This window comes from Litchfieldia stipae (genome assembly GCF_014837155.1).
Classification (GTDB): Bacteria; Bacillota; Bacilli; order Bacillales; family Bacillaceae_L; genus Litchfieldia.
In genome coordinates this window covers 1-21,423 of the sequence record NZ_JACYHA010000019.1, presented here as the reverse complement: position 1 = coordinate 21,423, position 21,423 = coordinate 1, and the positions used below count along the sequence as shown (strand labels likewise).

Sequence of the window (21,423 nt, the reverse complement as noted above, 5' to 3'; positions counted from 1 at the left end):
ACTTCATTTATGAATAAGATGGTTTTGGTAGGAGCTTTCGTTTGACCTTTATTGACCTTAGTTGTATGATATTATCAAGTAGTACATAACCTTCAAAGGCACTTTCAGTCTTTGACCATTTACTTATAAAAGGAGGAAATATCAATGAACTTAATTCCTACAGTTATTGAACAAACGAATCGCGGAGAGCGCGCATATGACATTTACTCTCGCTTATTAAAAGACCGCATTATCATGCTAGGTAGCGCTATTGACGACAATGTAGCAAACTCAATTGTTTCTCAATTATTGTTCTTAGCTGCTGAAGATCCTGAGAAAGATATTTCATTATATATCAATAGTCCTGGTGGGTCTATCACTGCTGGTATGGCGATTTATGATACGATGAACTTTATCAAGCCTCAAGTTTCTACGATTTGTATTGGTATGGCAGCATCAATGGGAGCATTCCTTTTAGCTGCTGGTGAGAAAGGCAAACGCTTCTGCTTACCTAATAGTGAAGTAATGATTCATCAGCCATTAGGTGGTGCTCAAGGTCAAGCAACTGAAATTGAAATTGCGGCTAAGAGAATTCTATTCCTTCGTGATAAGTTAAACACGATTTTATCTGAACGCACTGGTCAACCACTTGATGTGATTGAACGCGATACAGAGCGTGACAACTTCATGACTGCTGAACGTGCCCTTGAATATGGTTTAGTTGACAAAGTCATTTCAGGTAATCCAGATTTGGCTAAGTAATAACAAAGAGAGAGTTGTCAAAATGACAACCTCTCTCTTTTTTTATCCTTCTTGCTCTACAAATTTAATTAATGCTTCTAACGCTTCTTGCTCGTCATTCCCTTCAGTGATAAGGGTAATCTTAGCGCCTGAGCTTACAGCTAAGCTCATTAGACCCATGATACTTTTCGCATTCACCTTTTTACCATCTTTTTCGATGAATACATCTGAGCTAAAGCGGTTTGCTTCTTGTACAAATAATGCTGCCGGTCTTGCTTGTAATCCAGTTTTCAATAATACTTCCACTTGCTTTTGCGCCATAATCCTAGTTCCTCCTCATTATTCTCTATTTTGTCTAATTCGTTTATCTATAAGAAAGGTCTGTCCATAGTTACTGACAGAGTTTCAGTGTTTCATCATTTTATATGGTTTGCCCGCCTCTTAACTTCTCAGCAATTTCATCTATTTTACGTAAACGATGATTGATGCCGGACTTGCTGATTTGGCCAGTTGAAACCATTTCACCAAGTTCTTTTAAGGTAACATCCTGATAGGTTACTCTCAATTCTGCAATTTCCCGTAATTTATCTGGGAGTACACTTAGCCCGACCGTTTCATCGATATAACGAATATTTTCAACCTGGCGAATCGCAGCTCCAATTGTTTTGTTTAAATTAGCAGTTTCACAGTTAACTAGACGATTGACTGAATTCCTCATATCTCGAACAATTCGTACGTCTTCAAAACGGAGTAAGGCTTTATGAGCTCCTATTATCGTTAAGTACTCAGCTATTTTTTCTGCTTCCTTTAAATAGGTAATAAATCCTTTTTTTCGTTCTAATGTCTTACTATTTAAACCAAACGAATTCATCAATTCACAAAGCGCTTCATTATGCTCTTGATATTGTGAAAACACCTCTAGATGATAAGATGATGTTTCAGGATTATTTACAGACCCACCAGCTAAAAATGAACCTCGTAAATAGGAACGCTTGCAGCACTTCTTTTGAATGATTTCTTTGGATATATGCTTCACCGTTGAAAATCCATTTTCAACAATTCGCAAATCCTCTATAATTTCTTTTGCTTTTTCAACAAGTCGTACGATGTACACATTGTTTTTCTTTAATTTCATTTTTTTTCGCACAAGAAGCTCTACATTCACTTCATAGCGCTTTTTCACGAGGATGTAGATCCTTCTTGCGATTGCCGCATTTTCCGTTTGAATATCAACGACCATTTTCCGATTTGAAAACGATAACATCCCATTCATCCGGATTAAAGCAGCAAGCTCTGCTTTTATACAACAATCCTTTATTTCTAAATTCGTTAATTCTTTCTTTGTTTCTGATGCAAATGACAAAACAATCACCTCATTTTCCGGTAAAACAGTGACAATCACTTCATTTACTCGCTCTAGTTGTTCATCTACAATTTGTTGTTCGTTCAATGCTTGTGAATGTTTGGTCTTGGCTCTAAGCCATTTGAGTCTATCATACCATATAAAATCGATGCGATCTTTTTTGTATCATGGCGAATGACACCATCTTCATAACTCACAATGCGATCATGGATAATTTCTAATCCGAGTGCTTCTAATTTCTCACGATCATAAATGACAGGCTTTGCTAATTCCTTCTCATATCTTTGCTTAATTTCTGATGGAATCTCGCCCTCGTTCACAATAATCGTATCAATGAAATCTGTCCCCATATGATCATACAATGCCATAATATGGTCACTTGCCGTGTAATCCAATGTCTCTCCCGCTTGGGTCATAACATTGCACATATATACTTTTTTCGCTTTTGAGTAGACGACTTCTCTTCCTATTTTAGGAACAAGAAGGTTCGGTAGAATACTTGTGTACAAACTACCTGGCCCTAGAATGATTAAGTCAGCCTGTTCAATGACATGTAGTGTTTCTTGTAAAGGCTCAATCTCTTCTGGATTAAGAAAGACTCTTCTTATTTTTTTTCCTGAGTAAGGAATTTTTGATTCTCCTGATACAATAGAGCCATCCTCAAATTCCGCATTTAAAATCACGCTTTGGTTCGCTGCTGGTAATACTCTTCCGCGAACATTTAGCACTTTACTCATTTCGCTTATCGCATGAACAAAGTCACCAGTGATTGTCGTCATTGCTGCTAGGAGTAAGTTTCCTAACGAATGACCTGATAAACCGTTTCCATTCTGAAAGCGATGCTGAAACAAATCTTCTACTAAAGGCTCCACATCAGATAAAGCAGCAAGCACATTACGGATATCACCAGGAGGTGGGATATCCATTTCATCTCGAAGACGTCCTGAGCTCCCACCATCATCTGCGACCGTGACAATCGCTGTAATATCAACGGGGAGAAACTTCAACCCTCTTACTAAAACAGATAGTCCAGTCCCTCCACCAATGATGACAATTTTAGGTTGTGTTGTTTCGATCATCGAGGTTCTTTTCTCCTCTCAATATCTCGGTGTGTGACACGTGTATCAAAGTCCTTGGCAAAATAAGCCGTGAAATATTCCGCTAAGGTCACCGAACGATGTTGTCCTCCTGTACACCCGATCGCAATGACTAATTGGCTCTTACCTTCCCGTTTGTACTGTGGGATCATAAATGCGAGTAAATCACCAAGCTTTTCAATAAACTTTTGAGTTTCACTCCATTTCAATACATACGATGAAACTTCTTCATCTAATCCTGTTTTCGGCCTCATCGTTTCAACATAATAGGGATTTGGAAGGAAGCGTACGTCAAAGACTAAATCTGCATCAATTGGCAGTCCATATTTGAATCCAAACGATTGGATATTCACAGTAAATGGCTGTGTTGTATGTTCTGAAAAATGATACAGAATCTTCTCACGTAGCTCTCTTGGCTTTAATTCGGAAGTGTCATAGATGATTTGTGATCTCCCTTTGATTTCTTCAAGCATTTCTCGCTCTTGCTCGATTCCAGTTAACGGAGAGTCAGTTGGTGCTAATGGATGTGACCGTCTTGTTTCCTTGTAACGACTGACTAGTGTAGAGTTTTTGGCATCTAGAAATAGGATTTGGGGAGTAATCCAAGACTTTTCGATTAAGTCGTCTAATGCTTCGAATAGGCTAACGAAGAATTCTCCTCCTCGTAAATCCATGACTAGTGCAACCTTATTCATTTTGCTTCCTGATTCCTTCATAAGTTCAAGGAATTTTGGTAATAGGCTAGGAGGTAGATTGTCTACACAGAAGTAGCCTAAGTCCTCGAAGCTTTGGATTGCGACAGTTTTTCCTGCACCAGACATCCCTGTGATAATGACTAATCTAAGATCATTTGTTGTGGATTCTTCACTCATTATTTTGTTTCGCCTCCTGTCAGGATAGATTAGATTTTATACTTTTCTTAACTTGGATCTAGTCTATATGAGAGTAGTTCAAAGTCAGGTGTGTAGGTGAATGTACCATAGATGACTCCTGTTCCTTTGGCTACATAGTCAATGATATGGTAGTCGCCTGGTGCCATTGGTAGTTTGGATACATCTTGAAGAGGATGCCAACCAAGGATACCTTCTTCACATTCATCTACGTTTTCTCCATCATAATCAGTTGCGAGAAAGGTAAACATCATCCACTCAGAAACGATCTGGTCTCCCTCTTTGATTAGAATGGTAAAAATCCCTTTGATCATCGGGTTTTTAATATAAATGCCCGTTTCTTCTCTATATTCACGTATACACGAATCTCTGACAGATTCGCCCTGCTCCATTTTCCCACCAGGGGCTACCCACCAGCCACGGCGTGGTTTTTGGAGTAGTAATACATTGTTATCTTTAATTAAGACGCAATTTGTTACTCGTTGCACGTCTTTCACCTCAAATCACAGTTAACATCATAGATGTTTATTAATTTACCTAATTTATTTCATTATACTATTTCTGCATACACGTAACAATGAACATGATTTGTTAATTTGTTTATTTTTGTATTTTTCTAACATTTTTTTGTTTGATTATGTTTTTTATTATATTATTGGCCTCTCTTGCTGGGAACTATAGTTATGATTGTTTTTAAAGTCGCAGCCTGAATACACGGGAGTCCCCCGTGTATTCAGGCTGCTAGAAATCTATTTTCAATTAATTCATCTCAAAAAACAACAAACTTTGAGAAAACAGCCATAAAAAAGACAAAAAAAGGACACAGGCTTTTTCGATGCCTGTGCCAAAATGTATCTATTTTATAAAAGGGGGTCAATTACTACCCTTATCATACTAGATAATTATTTCATACATGTTACAGCAGAGTTAAATAGTAATTACGCTTAGGCTTTTATTTTTTCAAGTAGCTCTTCCACAAAATGTTGAGCACTTTGTGCTGCGATACTTCCGTCACCTGTTGCTGTGACAATTTGACGTAATGTTTTTTCACGAATATCTCCAGCAGCGAAAATACCAGGCACGCTTGTTTCCATTCGTTCATTCGTCTCAATATAGCCATTTTCATTTGTAATTCCAAGGTTCTCAAATGGCTTTGAAAGTGGAACCATCCCAATGTAGATGAATACACCTTCTGCTGGGAATTCTTTCTCTTCACCAGTTTGCGTATCAACTAAAGTAACACTACCTACTTTTCCTTCAGAGTCATTGATTTCCTTCACTGTTGCGTTCCAGATGAAATCAATTTTCTCATTATCAAAGGCGCGTTGTTGAAGGATCTTCTGAGCACGTAGCTCCTCACGACGGTGTACGATAGTTACCTTTGTAGCAAAGCGAGTCAGGTATACTCCCTCTTCTACAGCTGAATCTCCACCACCGACAACAACTAGTTCTTTTCCTTTGAAGAATGCGCCGTCACATACTGCACAGTAAGATACTCCACGTCCACCAAGTTCTTTCTCTCCTGGTACACCAATCTTCTTGTATTCTGCACCTGTTGAGATGATGATTGAGCGTGCTTTGTATTGCTTGCTTCCTGCAACGATTGTTTTGTATTCTTCACCATCAATAATTTCCTTGATGTCACCGTATGCGTATTCAGCACCAAATTTCTTTGCATGCTCAAACATTTTATTTGAAAGGTCTGGTCCTAGGATATGGTCAAATCCAGGATAGTTCTCAACATCCTCTGTATTGGCCATTTGTCCACCAGGAATTCCTCGTTCGATCATTAATGTAGATAAGTTTGCTCTTGATGTGTACACTGCAGCAGTTAATCCCGCAGGACCTGCACCAGCAATGATCACATCATATATTTTTTCTTCAGACATGTACTCACTCCCTAACCATTCAGATGTTCTTTATCTTTGTTTTACACTGGCTGTCTCCGTATAATTGTTGCTTTTCACACCGCACCCTGAATACACTCCGCGTCCTGTGGGGGTTCACGCATCCCACGGGAGTTTACGTGTATTTAGGCTGCTAGAATTTCATTTTCAATTTAAATATATCTAAAACAGCCATAACATTAGTATTCTTTCCATACTTACATCCTATAAAACAACAGATTAAACGTCCATTTATTTGCTCATTGAAGGAGTTCTTTCACCAATTTCACATATTTGGCAATTGTTGCTTGAGATATGCTATATTTGCTTGCCATTTCCTTTTGACTCACTGGAGATAACTGATGTTTTCTCCACATATATTCAGTTGCAGCTGCCCATGCAGAACCATTATTTACATGGTAATCACGACTTACTGCTTGATCAAATATCATAAACCAGGTTAAGTACAAGCCTTCTGTTGACGTACGATAATCTTTATTATTGATAAATAATAAATCAGCTACTTGATACCCGTGGATAATATGGTCAGGAGATAACTCCCTTTTCCTTGATTTTGCTAACCTGCAAATATGCTCAGCAAATTCCTGTTCAAGGGTCGCATGTAAATCAAGCCCCTCCATATCCTTTAGTGTAATCGACTTATTCGTCTTACTAAGAAGATACAAGCCATATAACCTTTCTTCTATATAATCTCCTTTAAGCCAACGATCAAGGATATCATTGAAGTTCTTTGTTTTACCATCTGCCCAAGGCTCTGAGCCCTTTTTCTCTGGATTTTCTGCCAGCACTTTCTCCCAAGCATTCTTCGCTACATCCAATCGATTGGTAAAATAAGCTGAATGACTTAACCAATAATAAAAGGTTTCATCGCCTTGGAACCCCTGCTTTTGAAGATTACGTAACCATTTGTACGCTAAATCATATCTTCCTACAAGACCAAACGTTGCTCCAAGCTTATAACGATGCTCTACTAGAATCGGATGAATGCACTCTAGACGCCCGATCAGTTCTTTTACCTTTTTCGTTTTACGCTGATAATATAAAAACACCAACATATTACATAACGCATGCAGATTCCCAGGGTTTTTCTCAAGCACTTCTTCTAAAGTACTTGCCGCCTTCTCTACTTCCCCTGTGTAAAAGTAAGCAAGTGCGAGATTATTGTAGGCAGACCAGAAATCCGGATATAAACTGATGATTTCCTGAAGCAACTGAGTTGCCTTTTCTAACTCACCATTTTCCAGATATTCTCTTGCTTTTTCCTGCTTGACGATGAGTTCATCCTGTAGTTCAAATGGTTCTTCTTCAATCTCTGATTCAATGCTTAATAAATCTAATAAGTCCTCTGTATCATCTATAAATTCGCCATCAGGCTCAACTTCTACATAAAGATTGGCATATTTGTATGCTTCTTGAAACAAACCAAGATGAGCATAATTATTTGCCATAAAATAAAAACACTCTGTCATTTCTGCATCTACTTCTTCAATAATAGATAAGAGAATTCGATTGGACTGAGTATATTCCCCAAGCTCAGTTAAGACGACCGCTAATTGGCAAAGAAACATAGAATCCTCTGGTTGTAGTTGAATCGCTCGTTGTAAATGTTTTTTTGCTTTATATATATCACGTTTCCGATAGGCTTTTAATCCCTTTTTGAAGTAATACTCTCCCGTCTGAACAAACGGAATGATTTTTGCAATTTGATGTTGTCGGTCGTTCATTGTATTATCTCCCATCGAAACCTCCAAATTAAATATCTTTACCGAAGAAAGTATAACACATTGTATAAGAAGAAAGTAGAGCCACCGCCCTAAAAAAGGAAGAATCAAAAAAAGCCACCCCCGGTTAATCTCAATCAACTAAGCGGAGCTGGCTTTCACTCTTTTATCTTCTTTTTTTTAGGGCACTCAGAACCTCATCTAATGGAAGCTTCTGTTCTCTTAATAAAACGAGGAGATGGAAAAGTAAGTCAGCTGTTTCCCATTTCAATTCCTCAGGTTCTCTATTTTTGGCAGCAATGATTACTTCAGCTGCTTCTTCCCCAACCTTCTTAAGGATCTTATCGACGCCTTTTTCAAATAAATAGGTAGTGTATGATCCTTCAGGACGTTCTGTCTCTCTTTGAGCAATAATTTGTTCAAGCTCATTAATGATCGCAAAACGATCACTTTGTGGCTCAACTTTCACCTCAGACACTAGACTGTCTGGGAAACAACTATAGTTTCCTTTATGACATGCAGGTCCTTCTGGCTTCACTAAAACAAGTAATGCATCCTGATCACAATCAAAGCGGATATCAACAATTGTTTGTGTGTTCCCTGAAGTCGCCCCCTTATGCCATAGCTCCTGTCTTGAGCGGCTATAGAACCAGGTTTGCTTTGTTTCGATTGACTTTGTTAGTGATTCTTCATTCATATAAGCTAATGTAAGGATTTCTTTACTCGTTACATCCTGAACGATGGCAGGAATTAGTCCTTTTTCATCAAACTTAAGTTCTGCAGGGATACTCATCGAATATTAACCCCTTTCTCTTTTAAAAATGATTTCACTTCTTTGACTGATGTTTCTTTATAATGGAAGATACTTGCCGCAAGTGCTGCATCCGCTAATCCTGACTCAAATGCCTCTAAGAAATGCTCTGCATGACCAGCACCACCTGAAGCAATGACTGGCACTGATACAGCAGCACTAACCGCACTTGTTAAATGCAGATTAAATCCATCCTTTTCACCATCACGATCCATACTCGTTAGCAGAATTTCACCTGCACCACGTTTTACTGCTTCCTTTGCCCAGGCAACAACCTCCCAGTCCGTTGCATTTCTTCCACCATGAGTATAGACGCGCCATGAACCTAATTCAGCATCATATTTAGCATCAATTGCAACAACGATGCATTGTGCGCCAAAGAAATTCGAACCTTCCGTAATCAAGGCTGGGTTTCCTAAAGCTGCTGTGTTGAGTGACACTTTATCAGCACCTGCTCGTAGAATTTTCTTCATATCTTCAAGGGAGTTAATCCCCCCACCAACTGTAAATGGGATCGCTAACTGTGAAGCAACCTGCTCCACGACCTCAACCATCGTTTTACGTCCTTCGTGGGAAGCAGAAATGTCTAGAAACACAAGCTCATCTGCCCCTTCTTCATCGTAAAATTTGGCCAAGTCAACCGGGTCACCAGCATCACGAAGTCCAACAAACTGAATCCCTTTTACCACTCGGCCATCTTTTACATCAAGGCATGGGATAATACGCTTTGTAATCATTTCATCCTCACCTCATTTATTGCCTCAGCCACGGTAAATTGGTTCGTATAAAGTGCTTTTCCAACAATCGCCCCACCTACACCATTTTTTGTGTATTCACTAAGGCTTTGCAAATCCTTGATTGAGCTTACTCCACCAGAAGCAATCACTTCTTTTCCAGTTGCTTTAGCCATTTCAACAACAGCTTCAACATTCGGTCCAGAGAGCATTCCATCTGTTGCAATATCTGTGAAAATAAACACCTCTGCGCCTGCGTTCGCAAGTTCTCTCCCAAGGTCCGTCGCTTTAATAGATGAGGTATTCAACCAGCCCTCTGTTGCCACATAGCCGTCCTTTGCGTCAATGCCAATTGCAATTTTTGATCCGTATTTTTTAAGCATTTCTTTGACAAACTGCGGATTGGATATCGCAGCACTGCCCAGAATCACGCGTGAGACACCATTGTTGATGTAGTAAGCAATGTCTTCCTCGGTACGGATTCCTCCACCAATTTGCACCTTTGCCTCTAGCTCTTTTGCGACTTGAATAACATATTTATCATTCACAGGCCTCCCTGCTTTTGCTCCGTCAAGGTCTACCATATGAATCCATTCCGCCCCTTCATCAGCAAAGCGCTTTGCCATCTCAAAAGGAGAATCTCCATAGATCGTTTCTTGATTATAATCGCCTTGAATTAAGCGAACACATTTCCCACCACGCATATCAATCGCTGGATATATGATAAAACTCATTGTCGTTACCTTCCTTCCACAATAGCAGCATAATTTTTTAAAATGGTTAAACCAACATCACTGCTTTTTTCAGGGTGAAATTGGGTTCCAAATACATGTCCGTTTCCAACAACTGCCGGCACTTCCACATCGTATGTGCTACTCGCTAAGACCACTTTAGGATCATTTGTATTCACATAATAGGAATGGACAAAGTAGACATGGCCTTCGTCTAATGTTGCCAAAAGTGGTGATTTCATTTGAATATTGAGATTGTTCCAGCCCATATGAGGGACTTTGTAGGCTTCCCCAGTTGTTGTTTTACCAGGAAAACGGATCACTTCTCCTTTAAGGAAGCCTAGTCCTTCAGTCAGACCGTTCTCTTCACTATGTTCAAACAATAATTGCATCCCAAGACAAATCCCTAGCAATGGTCGGCCAGAGGCAACACTTTCCTTAATATAGGTAGTCAATCCTGTTTCATTTAAAATCGACATCGCGTCCTTAAATGAACCCACACCTGGTAAAATCAGTCCTTTTGCTTGATCCAACACTTCTGGTGAATCTGAAATCACATAGTCATAGTTCATACGTTCCAGTGCTTTACTCACGCTATGTAAATTCCCCATTCCATAATCTATGATTCCAATCATCTATAACATTCCTTTCGTGGAAGGGACTCCCTTCACTCGTGGGTCAACAATGGTTGCTTCATCAAGTGCTCGTCCTAATGCTTTGAAAACTGCCTCGATCATATGATGTGTATTTGTTCCATAATGAACGATGACATGAAGATTCATTCGTGCTTCAAGGGCAAGCTTCCAGAGAAATTCATGCACTAATTCTGTATCAAAAGTTCCAACTCTTGAGCTTGGAAACTCTCCTTTTAATTCAAAATGAGGTCGATTACTTAGATCAATGACGACTTGTGCTAATGCTTCATCCATTGGGACAAATGCATTTCCATAGCGCTTGATTCCTTTTTTGTCACCTAAAGCTTCTCTTAATGCTTGGCCTAGGCATATCCCAATATCCTCGGTTGTATGATGATCGTCGATTTCCGTATCTCCGTTCGCATTAACTGTTAAATTAAATTGACCATGCTTTGTAAATAAATCAAGCATATGAGTCAGGAACGGTACCCCTGTATCAAGAGTGGCTTGACCTTCACCATCTACCTCAAAGCTTAATTTGATATCTGTTTCATTCGTCTTTCGCTCAACTACCGATTGTCTTGACATAACCTTACCTCCGTTGTATGAATATTCCCTTTTGAAACATAGTATGGAAAACTTCCGATTACTTTTTATGAATGTTGCCTATGTGAATAGTTTATATCCTAGCAGTCTGAATACACAGAGACTCCTGCGGGATCAGTGGCCCATAGTGAGACCCCGCAGGAGCAACGCGACGAGGAGGCTCACCGGACACCCGCTGGACGCGGAGTGTATTCAGGCTGCGGATTATTTTTCCAATCGTTCTTCAACGGCTCTTGCGTGTGCTTCTAGGCCTTCTAATCTCGCAAAGGCAGCAATTTTCGCCCCGTTTTCTTTAACCGCCTGTTCACTGTATGAAATGATACTTGATTTTTTCACAAAATCATCAACACTTAATGGACTTGAAAAACGTGCGGTACCGTTTGTTGGAAGGACGTGATTCGGACCGGCAAAATAATCACCAATTGGTTCTGAACTGTAACGTCCTAAGAAAATCGCACCTGCGTGACGGATTTTACTCATGACAGCCATCGGGTCCACAGTAATAATTTCTAAATGCTCAGGCGCTAAATCATTAACAACTTCAATCGCTTCTTCGATAGTATTAGTGACATATATTGCTCCGAAATCTCTGATAGAAGCCTCGGCAATTTCCTTCCGAGGAAGCTCAGCTAGTTGACGATCAACTTCAATCGCAACCGCTTCAGCAAGTGGCATCGAATCCGTTACAAGAATGCTCGATGCCCTTTCATCATGCTCTGCTTGAGACAATAAATCTGCGGCAATTTCATTCGCTCTTCCTGATTCATCTGCCAACACCACAATTTCACTTGGACCTGCAATCATATCGATATCAACACTGCCGAACACCTCTCGTTTAGCAAGTGCCACGTAAATATTACCTGGACCAACGATTTTATCAACAGCTTTGACGGTATCTGTACCATAAGCAAGAGCTGCAATCGCTTGTGCTCCTCCCACTTTATAAATCTCGTTAACTCCTAATTCATTGGCAGCCACGAGAACACCAGCTGGGAGACTCCCATCCTTATTTGGCGGAGTAACCATGACTATTCGTTTTACACCTGCTACCTTCGCAGGAATCACATTCATTAAGACAGATGAAGGATAAGCTGCCTTACCTCCTGGCACATAGACACCAACTGCATCAAGTGGGGTGATTTTCTGACCAAGCATTGTTCCGTTTTCCTGCATCGTGATCCATGATTGTCTTACTTGGCGACTATGGTAATCTTCGATATTAGCTGCAGCTTCTTTGATAATCGCTACCATTTCTGCCTCTAGCTCCGTATAAGCAGCGTCTATTTCTTCTTTTGTAACTTTTAAGTGTTTTAAGAGGACGCCATCAAATGTTTCTGTATATCTCATCAGTGCTTGGTCGCCTTCTTTAACTACATCATTGATAATGGCAAGCACTGCTTTGCGTTGTTCCTCAGTCCCTTGGTCGATTGTTCGTTTAAGTGAGACTGCATTTGTAACCCGTTCAATTTTCACTTTTTTCACCTCTTGAAGTGATATATAAATCTCTATAATTAGCCCGCTGCTCTGTATTTTAAATAAGGTTGTTTTGCAAAAGTTAGTTCTCTTTTATATAAAGTGTTGCTTTAAATGCCGCAGTCTGAATACACTCCGCGTCCTGCGGGGTGTCTGGTGAGCCTCCTCGTCGCTTGTGCTCCTGTGGGGTCTCACTTTGGCCACGCATCCCGCGGGAGTCTCCGTGTATTCAGACTGCTAGAATCTAATATAGCCTTAAATTACAGTTGAAAGCCGCTCGACTAAGTCATCGATTTTTTGATCCTTTAGACGATAGCTAACAGGATTGACGATTAGCCTTGATGTGATATCGACGATATGTTCAAGCTGAACGAGACCATTTTCCTCTAGCGTTCTACCAGTCGACACAATATCAACAATTCGATCAGCCAAACCAATCATTGGGGCTAATTCGATTGAACCATTTAACTTAATAATTTCCACCTGCTGCCCCTGTTCACGGAAATAGCTTGAGGCAACGTTTGGATATTTTGTTGCTACCTTTGGTGCCACATCGCTCATTTTGGTTCCTGGCAACCCGGCAACAGCGAGATGACAAGCGCTAATTTTGAGGTCTAGCACTTCATATACATCTCGTTCTTCTTCTAGCATGACATCTTTTCCCGCAATCCCGATATCAGCCACACCATGTTCAACATAGGTTGCTACATCCATTGGTTTGGCTAGGATAAATCGAAAAGACTCTTCAGGAACATCAATAATTAGTTTACGTGAATCATCAAATTCTGGGGGAAGTTGATAACCTGCTTTTCGTAATAGGTCAGCTGCTTCATCAAAGATTCGTCCCTTCGGCATTGCTATCGTTAATACATCGCGCATCACTCTGCCCCCCTTTTCCCTTTGCCGATGAAGTAAGTCACTTCAGAAAATGCATTTGCACATGCATCAACATCATTAATGCCACTAATATCCTGTAAAATGACTCTTTTTCCTTGTCCACGCTCGGCTGTCGCAAAATCGATTGCGGCTTTGCGTTGCTCAGAGCTAAAAATTACACAATGAATTTCCACTGGCTCATCTGTATAATCAAGTGCTTCAATTAACCGATCGATATGGATTCCAAATCCAGTAGCTGGAGCTTGACGTCCAAATTTCTCAAAAAGCTGATCATAACGTCCCCCATTTCCAATCAAGAACCCGACATTTTCAGCATATACCTCAAATAAAATACCTGTATAATAACTCATATGACTGACTAGATTGAAATCAATTTTGATATGATCTGTCACTCCATGTGCTTCAAGCTGTGTCCATAGCTGGTCAAGCTCCTCTACCGTTTCTCGTCCATTTGCACTCTCAATATTATCCTTCGCATCAGCAATTTTCGTTTCATTCCCTCTTAGCTTCAGCAAGTTTAACAGCCTTTGTTTATCAATTGATGATAACGATAAATTCTTCACATGCTCTCTATATCCTACATAGTTTTTCTCATATAAAAATCGTCTTAACACATTTGCTCGATCTTCATTTCCTAGTATTTCTAAGAAAAGGGCATTCACATAGCCAATATGACCTATCGCTACTGTAAATTGAGTCAATCCCGCTTTTTTTAGTGAAGACACCATTAGAGAAATCGCTTCAGCATCACAGCTAATCGTTTGATCACCAATGCATTCGACACCAATTTGCTCAAACTCCGCTGGGCGTCCTCCCTCACGTTGCTGCGCACGGAACACATTGGCTGAATACGCTAATCTTAATGGATAGCCATCCTGATATAGCCTTGAAGCAGCAACCCTTGCAATCGGTGCCGTCATGTCTGGACGTAATACTAAGGAATGACCTTGTTGGTCCAATAATTTAAATAATTGCTGATCGAGTATCGCCGATGCTTCACCGATTGTCTCGTAATATTCTAACGTAGGGGTTTCTATAAATTGAAAACCCCAGCTATTAATTTCATTTGCCATTGCAGAGCGAACGCTTTGCTTCTTCTCATATAATGAAGGTAAGGTATCACGCATACCTAATGGTTTTTCAAACATAAATAACATGTATCACACCACCATCTGTTGTTAGTTCGACAAAATTTGAGTAGTGACTGGCACCGCCGACACTTTAGTTCGCTAATAAGTTGAAGTTATTAGTTAGTTTACAACTCTATCCAGTATCCGTCAACCTTCGTTTTTAGAAAATTGCATATTAACTTAACCTTCATTCATTATAAACTAACTATTGTCATTTTTCGATTTATTTAAAAATGGATAAAAAAACCGCAATCAGCTTTTAGATTGCGGTTTCCCTCTTTAAACTATTTCTGTTCTAGCGTGAATTTCTTTAATTCATCTAGTAATTCTCTAGAATAGCCTTCTAATTCAAAGGCTAGTTGATTAAGCTGTTCCATTGATGCTGTTGTTTCTTCAATTGAAGCAGATACTTGTTGGGTACCAGCTGCAGTGTCCTGACTGATACCAGAAATATCATTTGCATGCTCCACAATCATTCTTCTTTGTTCAACCATTTGGTTAATGGATTGAGAAATTTGCATAATCATCGCGCTATTCGCTTCCACTCTACCTTTAATTAAATCAAAGGCCTGTTTCGTATCATTTACTGCCACCCCTTGATCAACCATGACTTCACTTGTTTCATGAATCAATCTTACGGTTTCCTTCGTTTCACCTTGCATTTGCTTCACGATTTCTGCAATTTGCTGTAGGGCACTTTCAGACTGCTCTGCTAATTTTCGAACCTCATCAGCAACAACGGCAAATCCTCTACCGTGCTCACCTGCTCTTGCTGCTTCGATCGCTGCATTAAGTGCTAGCAAATTCGTTTGACTAGCGATTGCTGTGATCGTGCTAACAATCTCATTGATATTATTTGAACGTTGATCAAGACTATTAATTGCTCCAACCATTTCATCAATCATTTTGTTCGTACGATCAAATTGACCTTGAAGTAGTTGAACCTTCTCCATACCACTCTCAGAGGTTGTATACATTGTTGTTGATTCCTCTAATATTTGCAGAACCTGCTCTTCCACCTGCTGGATATTCTGTGATAGAGATTGGACTACTTGATTACTCTCTTCTGATAAATCTGATTGCCTGCTTGCTCCAGAAGCAATTTGCTCCATCGTTGTAGCTACCTCATTAGAAGCTGCTGTATTTTCTTCAGCACTAGCAACAAGCGTTTGAGAAGCATCAGTCACCTGATTAGACACCTTCGCAACCTTCTCTAACATCCCTCTCATTTGTGAAAGCATCGCTGTAAATCCTGATGAAAGTTGTCCAATTTCATCTTTACGAGCGATATTAACGTTAACAGAAAGATCACCATCCTCAACTGCCTTCATCGCTTGTTGAAGTGTACGGATTGGATTCACGATTCTTCTAGCAATAAAATATGAAGATACTACTGCAAAAGCGATAACAAATAGAAGTGACACAGCAATTGGTAAGATAATACCTCTTGCTTTGCTTTCAAATTCGGCTTTTGAAACTGTTCCAATAACTACCCAATTCGTTATTTCATTTCTCGCATATCCCATCGCGCGAGAATCACCATCTTCTTCATAATGAGCAATTCCTTGAATAGAGCCTTCTTTTATTTTTTCATAATAAGGTTGATCTGAAATATTTTCACCAATATGTTCACGATTTGGATGAACAATATAGCTTCCATTCTCATCTAGTAATGCTGCATAACCTGTATCTGCAATTTGAATATTTTCTACTAATTCAACAAGCGTATCAAGTAAAATATCAACAGAAAGTACACCAACCAATTTGCCATTGCTCTCAATAGCTTTTGCCGCACTAACTGTTAATTCATCCGAGCTTGCATCCACATAAGGGTCTGTCCAAATTATTTGACCTTTTTTCTCGATGGCTTCTTGATACCATGGTCTTGTTCTTGCATCATAGTCCTCCGGAACTACTTCTGATGGATCCATAATCATTCCACCATTATCTTCTAAACCAATATAAATATCTAGGATTTCACTATTCGAAGCTTTTATTTCTAAAAACGATTGAATCGCGTCATCCTTTTCTTCAAGAGGATTAAGTACCTCCGGTTTAGTTGAGAAACGAGCAACAATATTTTCTGTATTTCTTAAAAACATATTGAACGCATCATTCACACTGACCATTTGAGCTTCCGTATTACTAACTAGCTCATCTGTGACCATTTTTTGACTAAATTGATAGCTTACAATCGATATAATCGCACCAGCGATAACTATAATAATCAGAAACGGAAGAAGGATCTGTTGTTGTACTGATTGATTGATAAAACGCAATTTAAAACTTCTTTTTGACTTTTCTTTTGCCATCTGTTTTTCTCCTCTTCTCTTTATAAGAGTAGTATCGGTTTTAAGTAGTAAAAAGTTTACATAGTTTCGACAAAATTCGTTAATTTTCTCACATCCCTTTGAATCCAATGACACAAAAAAGCCATAATTAGGTAATCACTAATTATGACTTTCTTCTTCCATCATTCTTTTTTCAAATTCCTCTTTTGTATAGATCACTCTCATTGGATTTCCACCAACAAAAGCTCCTGCTGGAACATCCTTATTTACTAAGGTGCCAGCTGAAACAACAGCATGGTCACCGATGGTTACCCCTGGTAAAATGGTTGTGTTGGCTCCGATCATCACTTCATCACCAATCACGACATCCCCAAGTCGATATTCTTTAATTAAATATTCATGAGCAAGGATCGTCGTATTGTAACCAATTACACTATTGCGACCCACACTAATTTTCTCAGGAAACATAATATCTACCATCACCATAAGACCAAATGAGGTTTGATCTCCAACCTTCATTCGCAAAAACGTTCGGTATAACCAATTTTTCACCGCAAGCATTGGCGTATATCTCGCCAATTGAATCACGATGAAATTTTTGACAACCTTCCAAAATGGAACTGTTTTATAGACATGCCAAAGTGAATTTGCACCTTCAACAGGGTACCTCGTCGTCTTTCTCAACGCTTACTCAGCCCCAATAATTGTGAAGAGATCACTCATATGTTCTAGCATATGATCTGGCTCGAACGATGCTAAATACTCTTTCCCTTTAATCGTCCAAGCAACTCCTGCTGTTAACGTTCCAGCATTTTTTCCCGCTAAAACATCATGATAATTATCACCTACCATGATTGCTTCACTAGCTTTAGAATCTAACTGTGAGAGAGCAAGCTGAACTGGTTCAGGGTCTGGCTTCGCATTTTTCACATCGTCTAACGTAACAATGACATCGAAGAATTGATCTAAGCCTGTAAGCTTAAGTCCCATATTAACCGTACTTCTTACCTTCGTTGTCACAATTCCGAGCTTATACCCTTTTTCATGAAGCTGTTTAATCGTGTCATATACACCATCGTATTCTTTCACTAGAACATCATGATTAGCATGATTGTATTCACGATAAGTTTCAATCATTTCCCCGACACGAGTTTCGTCCATCTGTACGAATGTATCATGCAAAGAAGGTCCGATAAACGCAAGAACATCCTCTCTCCGATACTGACTTGGATAATATTGCTCTAGCGTATGTAGAAATGAAGAAATAATGAGTTCATTTGTATCGATTAATGTTCCATCTAAATCAAAAAGTAATGTATTAATTTTCATAAGAAGCTTCCTCCCGTATGTTCTGCTCCGTACGTTTCCAAATATAAGCGACCACAATGGTTAAGAGCACTGCTGTGACGACTCGGATCAGTAATAATGGTAAAACTGGTATTCCTAATGGGATGAAGATGAGCGTGTCCTCAATCACCGCGTGACAAGAGACGAGAAAGATGAATGCGAGTGTTAAGTCCTTTTTGGACACTCCGTCCTCTTTTACCGCTTGTATCATGACACCTGCTCCATAGGCTAAACCAATTAATAATCCCGCTGCCAATGTAGTTGATGTATTCTCTTTCATCCCAAGAACTCTCGTGAATGGTGCCATCCACTTTGAAAAAGAGGCTAACCATCCTAGTTCCTTTAAGAACTGAATCGCAATCATTAATGGGATAATAATCAGCGCTAATTGAAGAATACCAAATGAGGCCTTCTCAACCCCCTCTAGTAAAATAGCAAACCAACCAACCGCCTTCTCCTCTGATGCTTGAAGGAGACCATATTTGGCTAGCTCCCCACCACCATTCCACACTAAATTAATGATTATCGCAGAAATCAACGCTAGTCCAATTCTAACTGAGAGAATCACCCACACCTTAAGTCCAACCTTTGCAGCTACTGAGGATTCAATAAGTAGATTATGTGAGAACGATAGCATTGTTGCTAGAATAAAGACTTCTTTCACTGTTAAATCTAGAGTGAGAATCGCCCCAATTCCTGCATATAAATTCAAAAAGTTCCCAATGACTAACGGGATTGCTGCTTCTCCAGATAGCCCTAGCAATCCCATAATAGGAGCAATTGCACGAATCACCCAATCCAAAATCGGCGTATACTTCAATAGAGTGACGATTAACGTAATCGGAAAAATAACCTTCCCCAAAGTCCATGTTGTGTTTAATCCATTGATTAAACCTCTCTTGCTGGTTTCAAGCACTACTCTCTCTCCTAACTAACTTTCTAAATATCTCTCTTTAGCCTGACCTGTAACTCTTCGATAAACAATCATTGCTACTGCAAAAACAACAAGCACAATTGAAATCACCTGAGCAATTCTTAGCATCTCTGTTAGCATTAAGCTATCTGTACGAAGTCCTTCGACAAAATAGCGTCCGATAGAATACCAAATCACATAGCTTAAAAACAGCTCGCCACGTCTTAAATTCACTTTTCGTAATAGCATTAGAATGACAAACCCAACAAAGTTCCAAATCGATTCATATAAGAATGTTGGGTGATAATACACACCATTAATATACATTTGGTTAATAATCCATTCAGGTAAGAATAGATTTTCAAGAAATGCTCTAGTCACTTCTCCTCCATGAGCTTCCTGGTTCATGAAATTACCCCAGCGACCGATTGCTTGTCCAAGAATAATACTTGGTGCAGCAATATCAGCCAATTTCCAAAAGCTTAAGCCCTTCTTTTTTGCAAAGACAACAGCTGTAAGTATGGCTCCAATTAATCCCCCATGAATCGCTAAGCCACCCTCCCAAATTTGAATAATTTGGCCAGGATGTTGTGAGTAATAATCCCATTTAAAAATCACATAGTATGCACGTGCAGATATGATAGCAATTGGTATTGCAAATAAGACTAAATCCACAAATGTATCTTTATGTAAACCACGTCGTACCGATTCTCTTACGGCAATATAAAGTCCCAACATGGCCCCAACACCAATAATTAGGCCATACCAATGTATCGCTATTGGACCTAGCTCTAAAAACACCGGATTTAACGGTTGAATTCCACTTTCCATACGTCACCTTCCCCCTATTCTAATTCCATTATTTATGAAATGGATAAATCAATCAATCTTCATGCTCATGGTCTTCAATCACGCCAGTTAAGCGTGCAGAGAATTGTTCCGCTGCATTAACACCCATACGCTTTAATCGGAAGTTCATCGCAGCCACTTCAATAATAACCGCTAAGTTACGACCTGGTCGTACTGGAACTGTTAATTTAGTCACATCTGTGTCGATGATTCTCATTTTTTCTTCCTCAAGACCTAGACGATCGTATTGTTTGTTTTGATCCCATAGTTCAAGATTCATAACTAGCGTAATTCGCTTAAAGCTTCTTACTGCCCCTGCTCCAAAAAGAGTCATGACATTGATAATTCCTAGCCCACGAATCTCTAATAAATGTTCAATCAACTCAGGTGAGTTCCCAATTAAGGTATCCTTGTCTTCCTGTCTAATCTCAACACAATCATCAGCTACTAGACGGTGCCCTCTTTTGACAAGCTCTAATGCGGTTTCACTTTTACCAACACCACTCTTACCAGTAATTAATACACCCACTCCATATATATCAACAAGTACCCCGTGAATCGCCGTAGATGGAGCTAACTTGCTTTCAAGAAAGTTTGTAATTCGACTTGATAAACGCGTTGTTTTTTCATTTGAACGTAATAAAGGAACAGATTCACGCTCACAAGCATCAATTAAGTCCTGTGGAACCTCCATGTCACGAGACACGATAATACAAGGAGTAATATCTGTACACAATTGCTCCAATCGTGATTTGATTTCATCCGGCTGTAGCTTTTCGATAAATGTGAGTTCTGTTTTCCCTAATAGCTGAATGCGGTCAGCTGGATAATATGTAAAGTAACCTGCCATTTCGATTCCTGGTCTGGAAATATCACTTGTCGTGATCGGGCGGTTAATCCCTTCTTCACCACTCACTAATTCCATTTCAAACTTTTCAAGTAGATCCTTCGTACGTACTTTTGGCACTGTGACTTCCTCCTTTGTGATGAATACTTATGTACTCGAATACCATTATCTATTTTAACACTAATTTTTACTATAAAAAAATTGAAAAACGGACAAGTTTTTAAAAAATGTAGAAATAGCTTTCTCATTTTTAAAATAAAACTTGTAATTGGTCAACACTACTAGCAGACTGAATACGCGGAGACTCCCGTGGGATACGTGACCAAAAGTGAGACCCCACAGGAGCGAAGTGAGGCCACTGAAAAAGTCCTCATAAAAGAGAAACTTAGGTTTTTATTCCTATCTTTCTCTTTTTTAATTTATAATTGATTTAATAAATAGTAGGTGGGTGTCGTCATGAT

Annotated in this window: 22 protein-coding genes and 1 pseudogene; 1 reads left to right on the top strand and 22 read right to left on the bottom strand. The window is 39.4% G+C overall.

Going from position 1 to position 21,423, the window contains the following annotated elements:
* Window positions 1–144: 144 nt before the first annotated feature.
* Complete coding sequence (gene clpP / locus F7888_RS17820) at window positions 145–741, top strand: ATP-dependent Clp endopeptidase proteolytic subunit ClpP (protein ID WP_191781837.1); 597 nt, start codon at window positions 145–147, stop codon at window positions 739–741.
* Window positions 742–783: 42 nt separating this feature from the next.
* Here clpP and F7888_RS17815 read toward each other — a convergent pair whose 3' ends face one another.
* The 22 genes and pseudogenes from F7888_RS17815 to hprK all read right to left on the bottom strand — a co-directional run bounded on the left by F7888_RS17815 (window position 784) and on the right by hprK (window position 21,082).
* Window positions 784–1,041, bottom strand: coding sequence for an HPr family phosphocarrier protein (locus F7888_RS17815; protein WP_191781835.1), 258 nt, complete (start codon window positions 1,039–1,041; stop codon window positions 784–786).
* 100 nt (window positions 1,042–1,141) lie between these two features.
* Window positions 1,142–2,083, bottom strand: a complete 942-nt coding sequence (gene whiA / locus F7888_RS17810; protein WP_191781939.1) for a DNA-binding protein WhiA — start codon at window positions 2,081–2,083, stop codon at window positions 1,142–1,144.
* Between the two features lie 83 nt (window positions 2,084–2,166).
* Entirely contained in the window at window positions 2,167–3,162 is a 996-nt protein-coding gene (locus F7888_RS17805) for a gluconeogenesis factor YvcK family protein (protein ID WP_191781833.1), read from the bottom strand.
* Window positions 3,159–4,052: an RNase adapter RapZ gene (gene rapZ, locus F7888_RS17800; protein ID WP_191781831.1), complete on the bottom strand. Its 894-nt coding sequence runs from the start codon at window positions 4,050–4,052 to the stop codon at window positions 3,159–3,161. The genes F7888_RS17805 and rapZ overlap by 4 nt, the downstream gene beginning before the upstream one ends.
* Window positions 4,053–4,099: 47 nt before the next feature.
* Complete coding sequence (locus F7888_RS17795; protein WP_191781829.1) at window positions 4,100–4,558, bottom strand: NUDIX hydrolase; 459 nt, start codon at window positions 4,556–4,558, stop codon at window positions 4,100–4,102.
* A 456-nt stretch (window positions 4,559–5,014) separates the two neighbouring features.
* Window positions 5,015–5,959, bottom strand: a complete 945-nt coding sequence (gene trxB, locus F7888_RS17790) for a thioredoxin-disulfide reductase (RefSeq protein ID WP_191781827.1) — start codon at window positions 5,957–5,959, stop codon at window positions 5,015–5,017.
* A 257-nt stretch (window positions 5,960–6,216) separates the two neighbouring features.
* On the bottom strand, window positions 6,217–7,716 hold the full coding sequence (locus F7888_RS17785) for a tetratricopeptide repeat protein (RefSeq protein ID WP_191781825.1): 1,500 nt from the start codon (window positions 7,714–7,716) through the stop codon (window positions 6,217–6,219).
* 148 nt (window positions 7,717–7,864) lie between these two features.
* Window positions 7,865–8,491 (bottom strand): bifunctional phosphoribosyl-AMP cyclohydrolase/phosphoribosyl-ATP diphosphatase HisIE, encoded by a 627-nt coding sequence (hisIE, locus tag F7888_RS17780; RefSeq protein WP_191781823.1) that lies wholly within the window; start codon window positions 8,489–8,491, stop codon window positions 7,865–7,867.
* Window positions 8,488–9,246 (bottom strand): imidazole glycerol phosphate synthase subunit HisF, encoded by a 759-nt coding sequence (gene hisF / locus F7888_RS17775; protein ID WP_191781821.1) that lies wholly within the window; start codon window positions 9,244–9,246, stop codon window positions 8,488–8,490. The genes hisIE and hisF overlap by 4 nt, the downstream gene beginning before the upstream one ends.
* On the bottom strand, window positions 9,243–9,977 hold the full coding sequence (hisA, locus tag F7888_RS17770) for a 1-(5-phosphoribosyl)-5-[(5-phosphoribosylamino)methylideneamino]imidazole-4-carboxamide isomerase (protein ID WP_191781819.1): 735 nt from the start codon (window positions 9,975–9,977) through the stop codon (window positions 9,243–9,245). The genes hisF and hisA overlap by 4 nt, the downstream gene beginning before the upstream one ends.
* 5 nt (window positions 9,978–9,982) lie before the next feature.
* Window positions 9,983–10,609 carry an imidazole glycerol phosphate synthase subunit HisH gene (gene hisH, locus F7888_RS17765; RefSeq protein WP_191781817.1) on the bottom strand — a complete coding sequence of 209 codons (627 nt, stop codon included), beginning with the start codon at window positions 10,607–10,609 and terminating at the stop codon, window positions 9,983–9,985.
* Window positions 10,610–11,197: an imidazoleglycerol-phosphate dehydratase HisB gene (gene hisB / locus F7888_RS17760; RefSeq protein ID WP_191781815.1), complete on the bottom strand. Its 588-nt coding sequence runs from the start codon at window positions 11,195–11,197 to the stop codon at window positions 10,610–10,612.
* 222 nt (window positions 11,198–11,419) lie between these two features.
* A complete protein-coding gene (gene hisD, locus F7888_RS17755; RefSeq protein ID WP_191781813.1) occupies window positions 11,420–12,688 on the bottom strand; it encodes a histidinol dehydrogenase in 1,269 nt (422 codons plus the stop codon).
* 255 nt (window positions 12,689–12,943) lie between these two features.
* Complete coding sequence (gene hisG / locus F7888_RS17750; protein WP_191781812.1) at window positions 12,944–13,567, bottom strand: ATP phosphoribosyltransferase; 624 nt, start codon at window positions 13,565–13,567, stop codon at window positions 12,944–12,946.
* The gene (locus tag F7888_RS17745) at window positions 13,567–14,742 is read right to left on the bottom strand and encodes an ATP phosphoribosyltransferase regulatory subunit (RefSeq protein ID WP_191781809.1); all 1,176 of its coding nucleotides are present in this window, start codon (window positions 14,740–14,742) and stop codon (window positions 13,567–13,569) included. The genes hisG and F7888_RS17745 overlap by 1 nt, the downstream gene beginning before the upstream one ends.
* Before the next feature lie 257 nt (window positions 14,743–14,999).
* The gene (locus tag F7888_RS23115) at window positions 15,000–15,827 is read right to left on the bottom strand and encodes a methyl-accepting chemotaxis protein (RefSeq protein ID WP_412096012.1); all 828 of its coding nucleotides are present in this window, start codon (window positions 15,825–15,827) and stop codon (window positions 15,000–15,002) included.
* A 123-nt stretch (window positions 15,828–15,950) separates the two neighbouring features.
* Window positions 15,951–16,844 (bottom strand): annotated as a pseudogene (locus F7888_RS23110) (cache domain-containing protein); the annotation flags it as partial.
* Between the two features lie 321 nt (window positions 16,845–17,165).
* A complete protein-coding gene (locus F7888_RS17735) occupies window positions 17,166–17,690 on the bottom strand; it encodes an acyltransferase (protein WP_191781805.1) in 525 nt (174 codons plus the stop codon).
* A 3-nt stretch (window positions 17,691–17,693) separates the two neighbouring features.
* Window positions 17,694–18,335 carry a pyrophosphatase PpaX gene (gene ppaX / locus F7888_RS17730; RefSeq protein ID WP_191781803.1) on the bottom strand — a complete coding sequence of 214 codons (642 nt, stop codon included), beginning with the start codon at window positions 18,333–18,335 and terminating at the stop codon, window positions 17,694–17,696.
* Window positions 18,325–19,269, bottom strand: coding sequence for a nucleoside recognition domain-containing protein (locus F7888_RS17725; protein ID WP_191781801.1), 945 nt, complete (start codon window positions 19,267–19,269; stop codon window positions 18,325–18,327). Before F7888_RS17725 ends, ppaX begins: the two co-directional genes overlap by 11 nt.
* 15 nt (window positions 19,270–19,284) lie before the next feature.
* Window positions 19,285–20,097 (bottom strand): prolipoprotein diacylglyceryl transferase, encoded by an 813-nt coding sequence (gene lgt / locus F7888_RS17720; RefSeq protein ID WP_191781799.1) that lies wholly within the window; start codon window positions 20,095–20,097, stop codon window positions 19,285–19,287.
* 52 nt (window positions 20,098–20,149) lie between these two features.
* On the bottom strand, window positions 20,150–21,082 hold the full coding sequence (gene hprK / locus F7888_RS17715) for an HPr(Ser) kinase/phosphatase (protein ID WP_191781797.1): 933 nt from the start codon (window positions 21,080–21,082) through the stop codon (window positions 20,150–20,152).
* Between the last annotated feature and the right edge of the window lie 341 nt (window positions 21,083–21,423).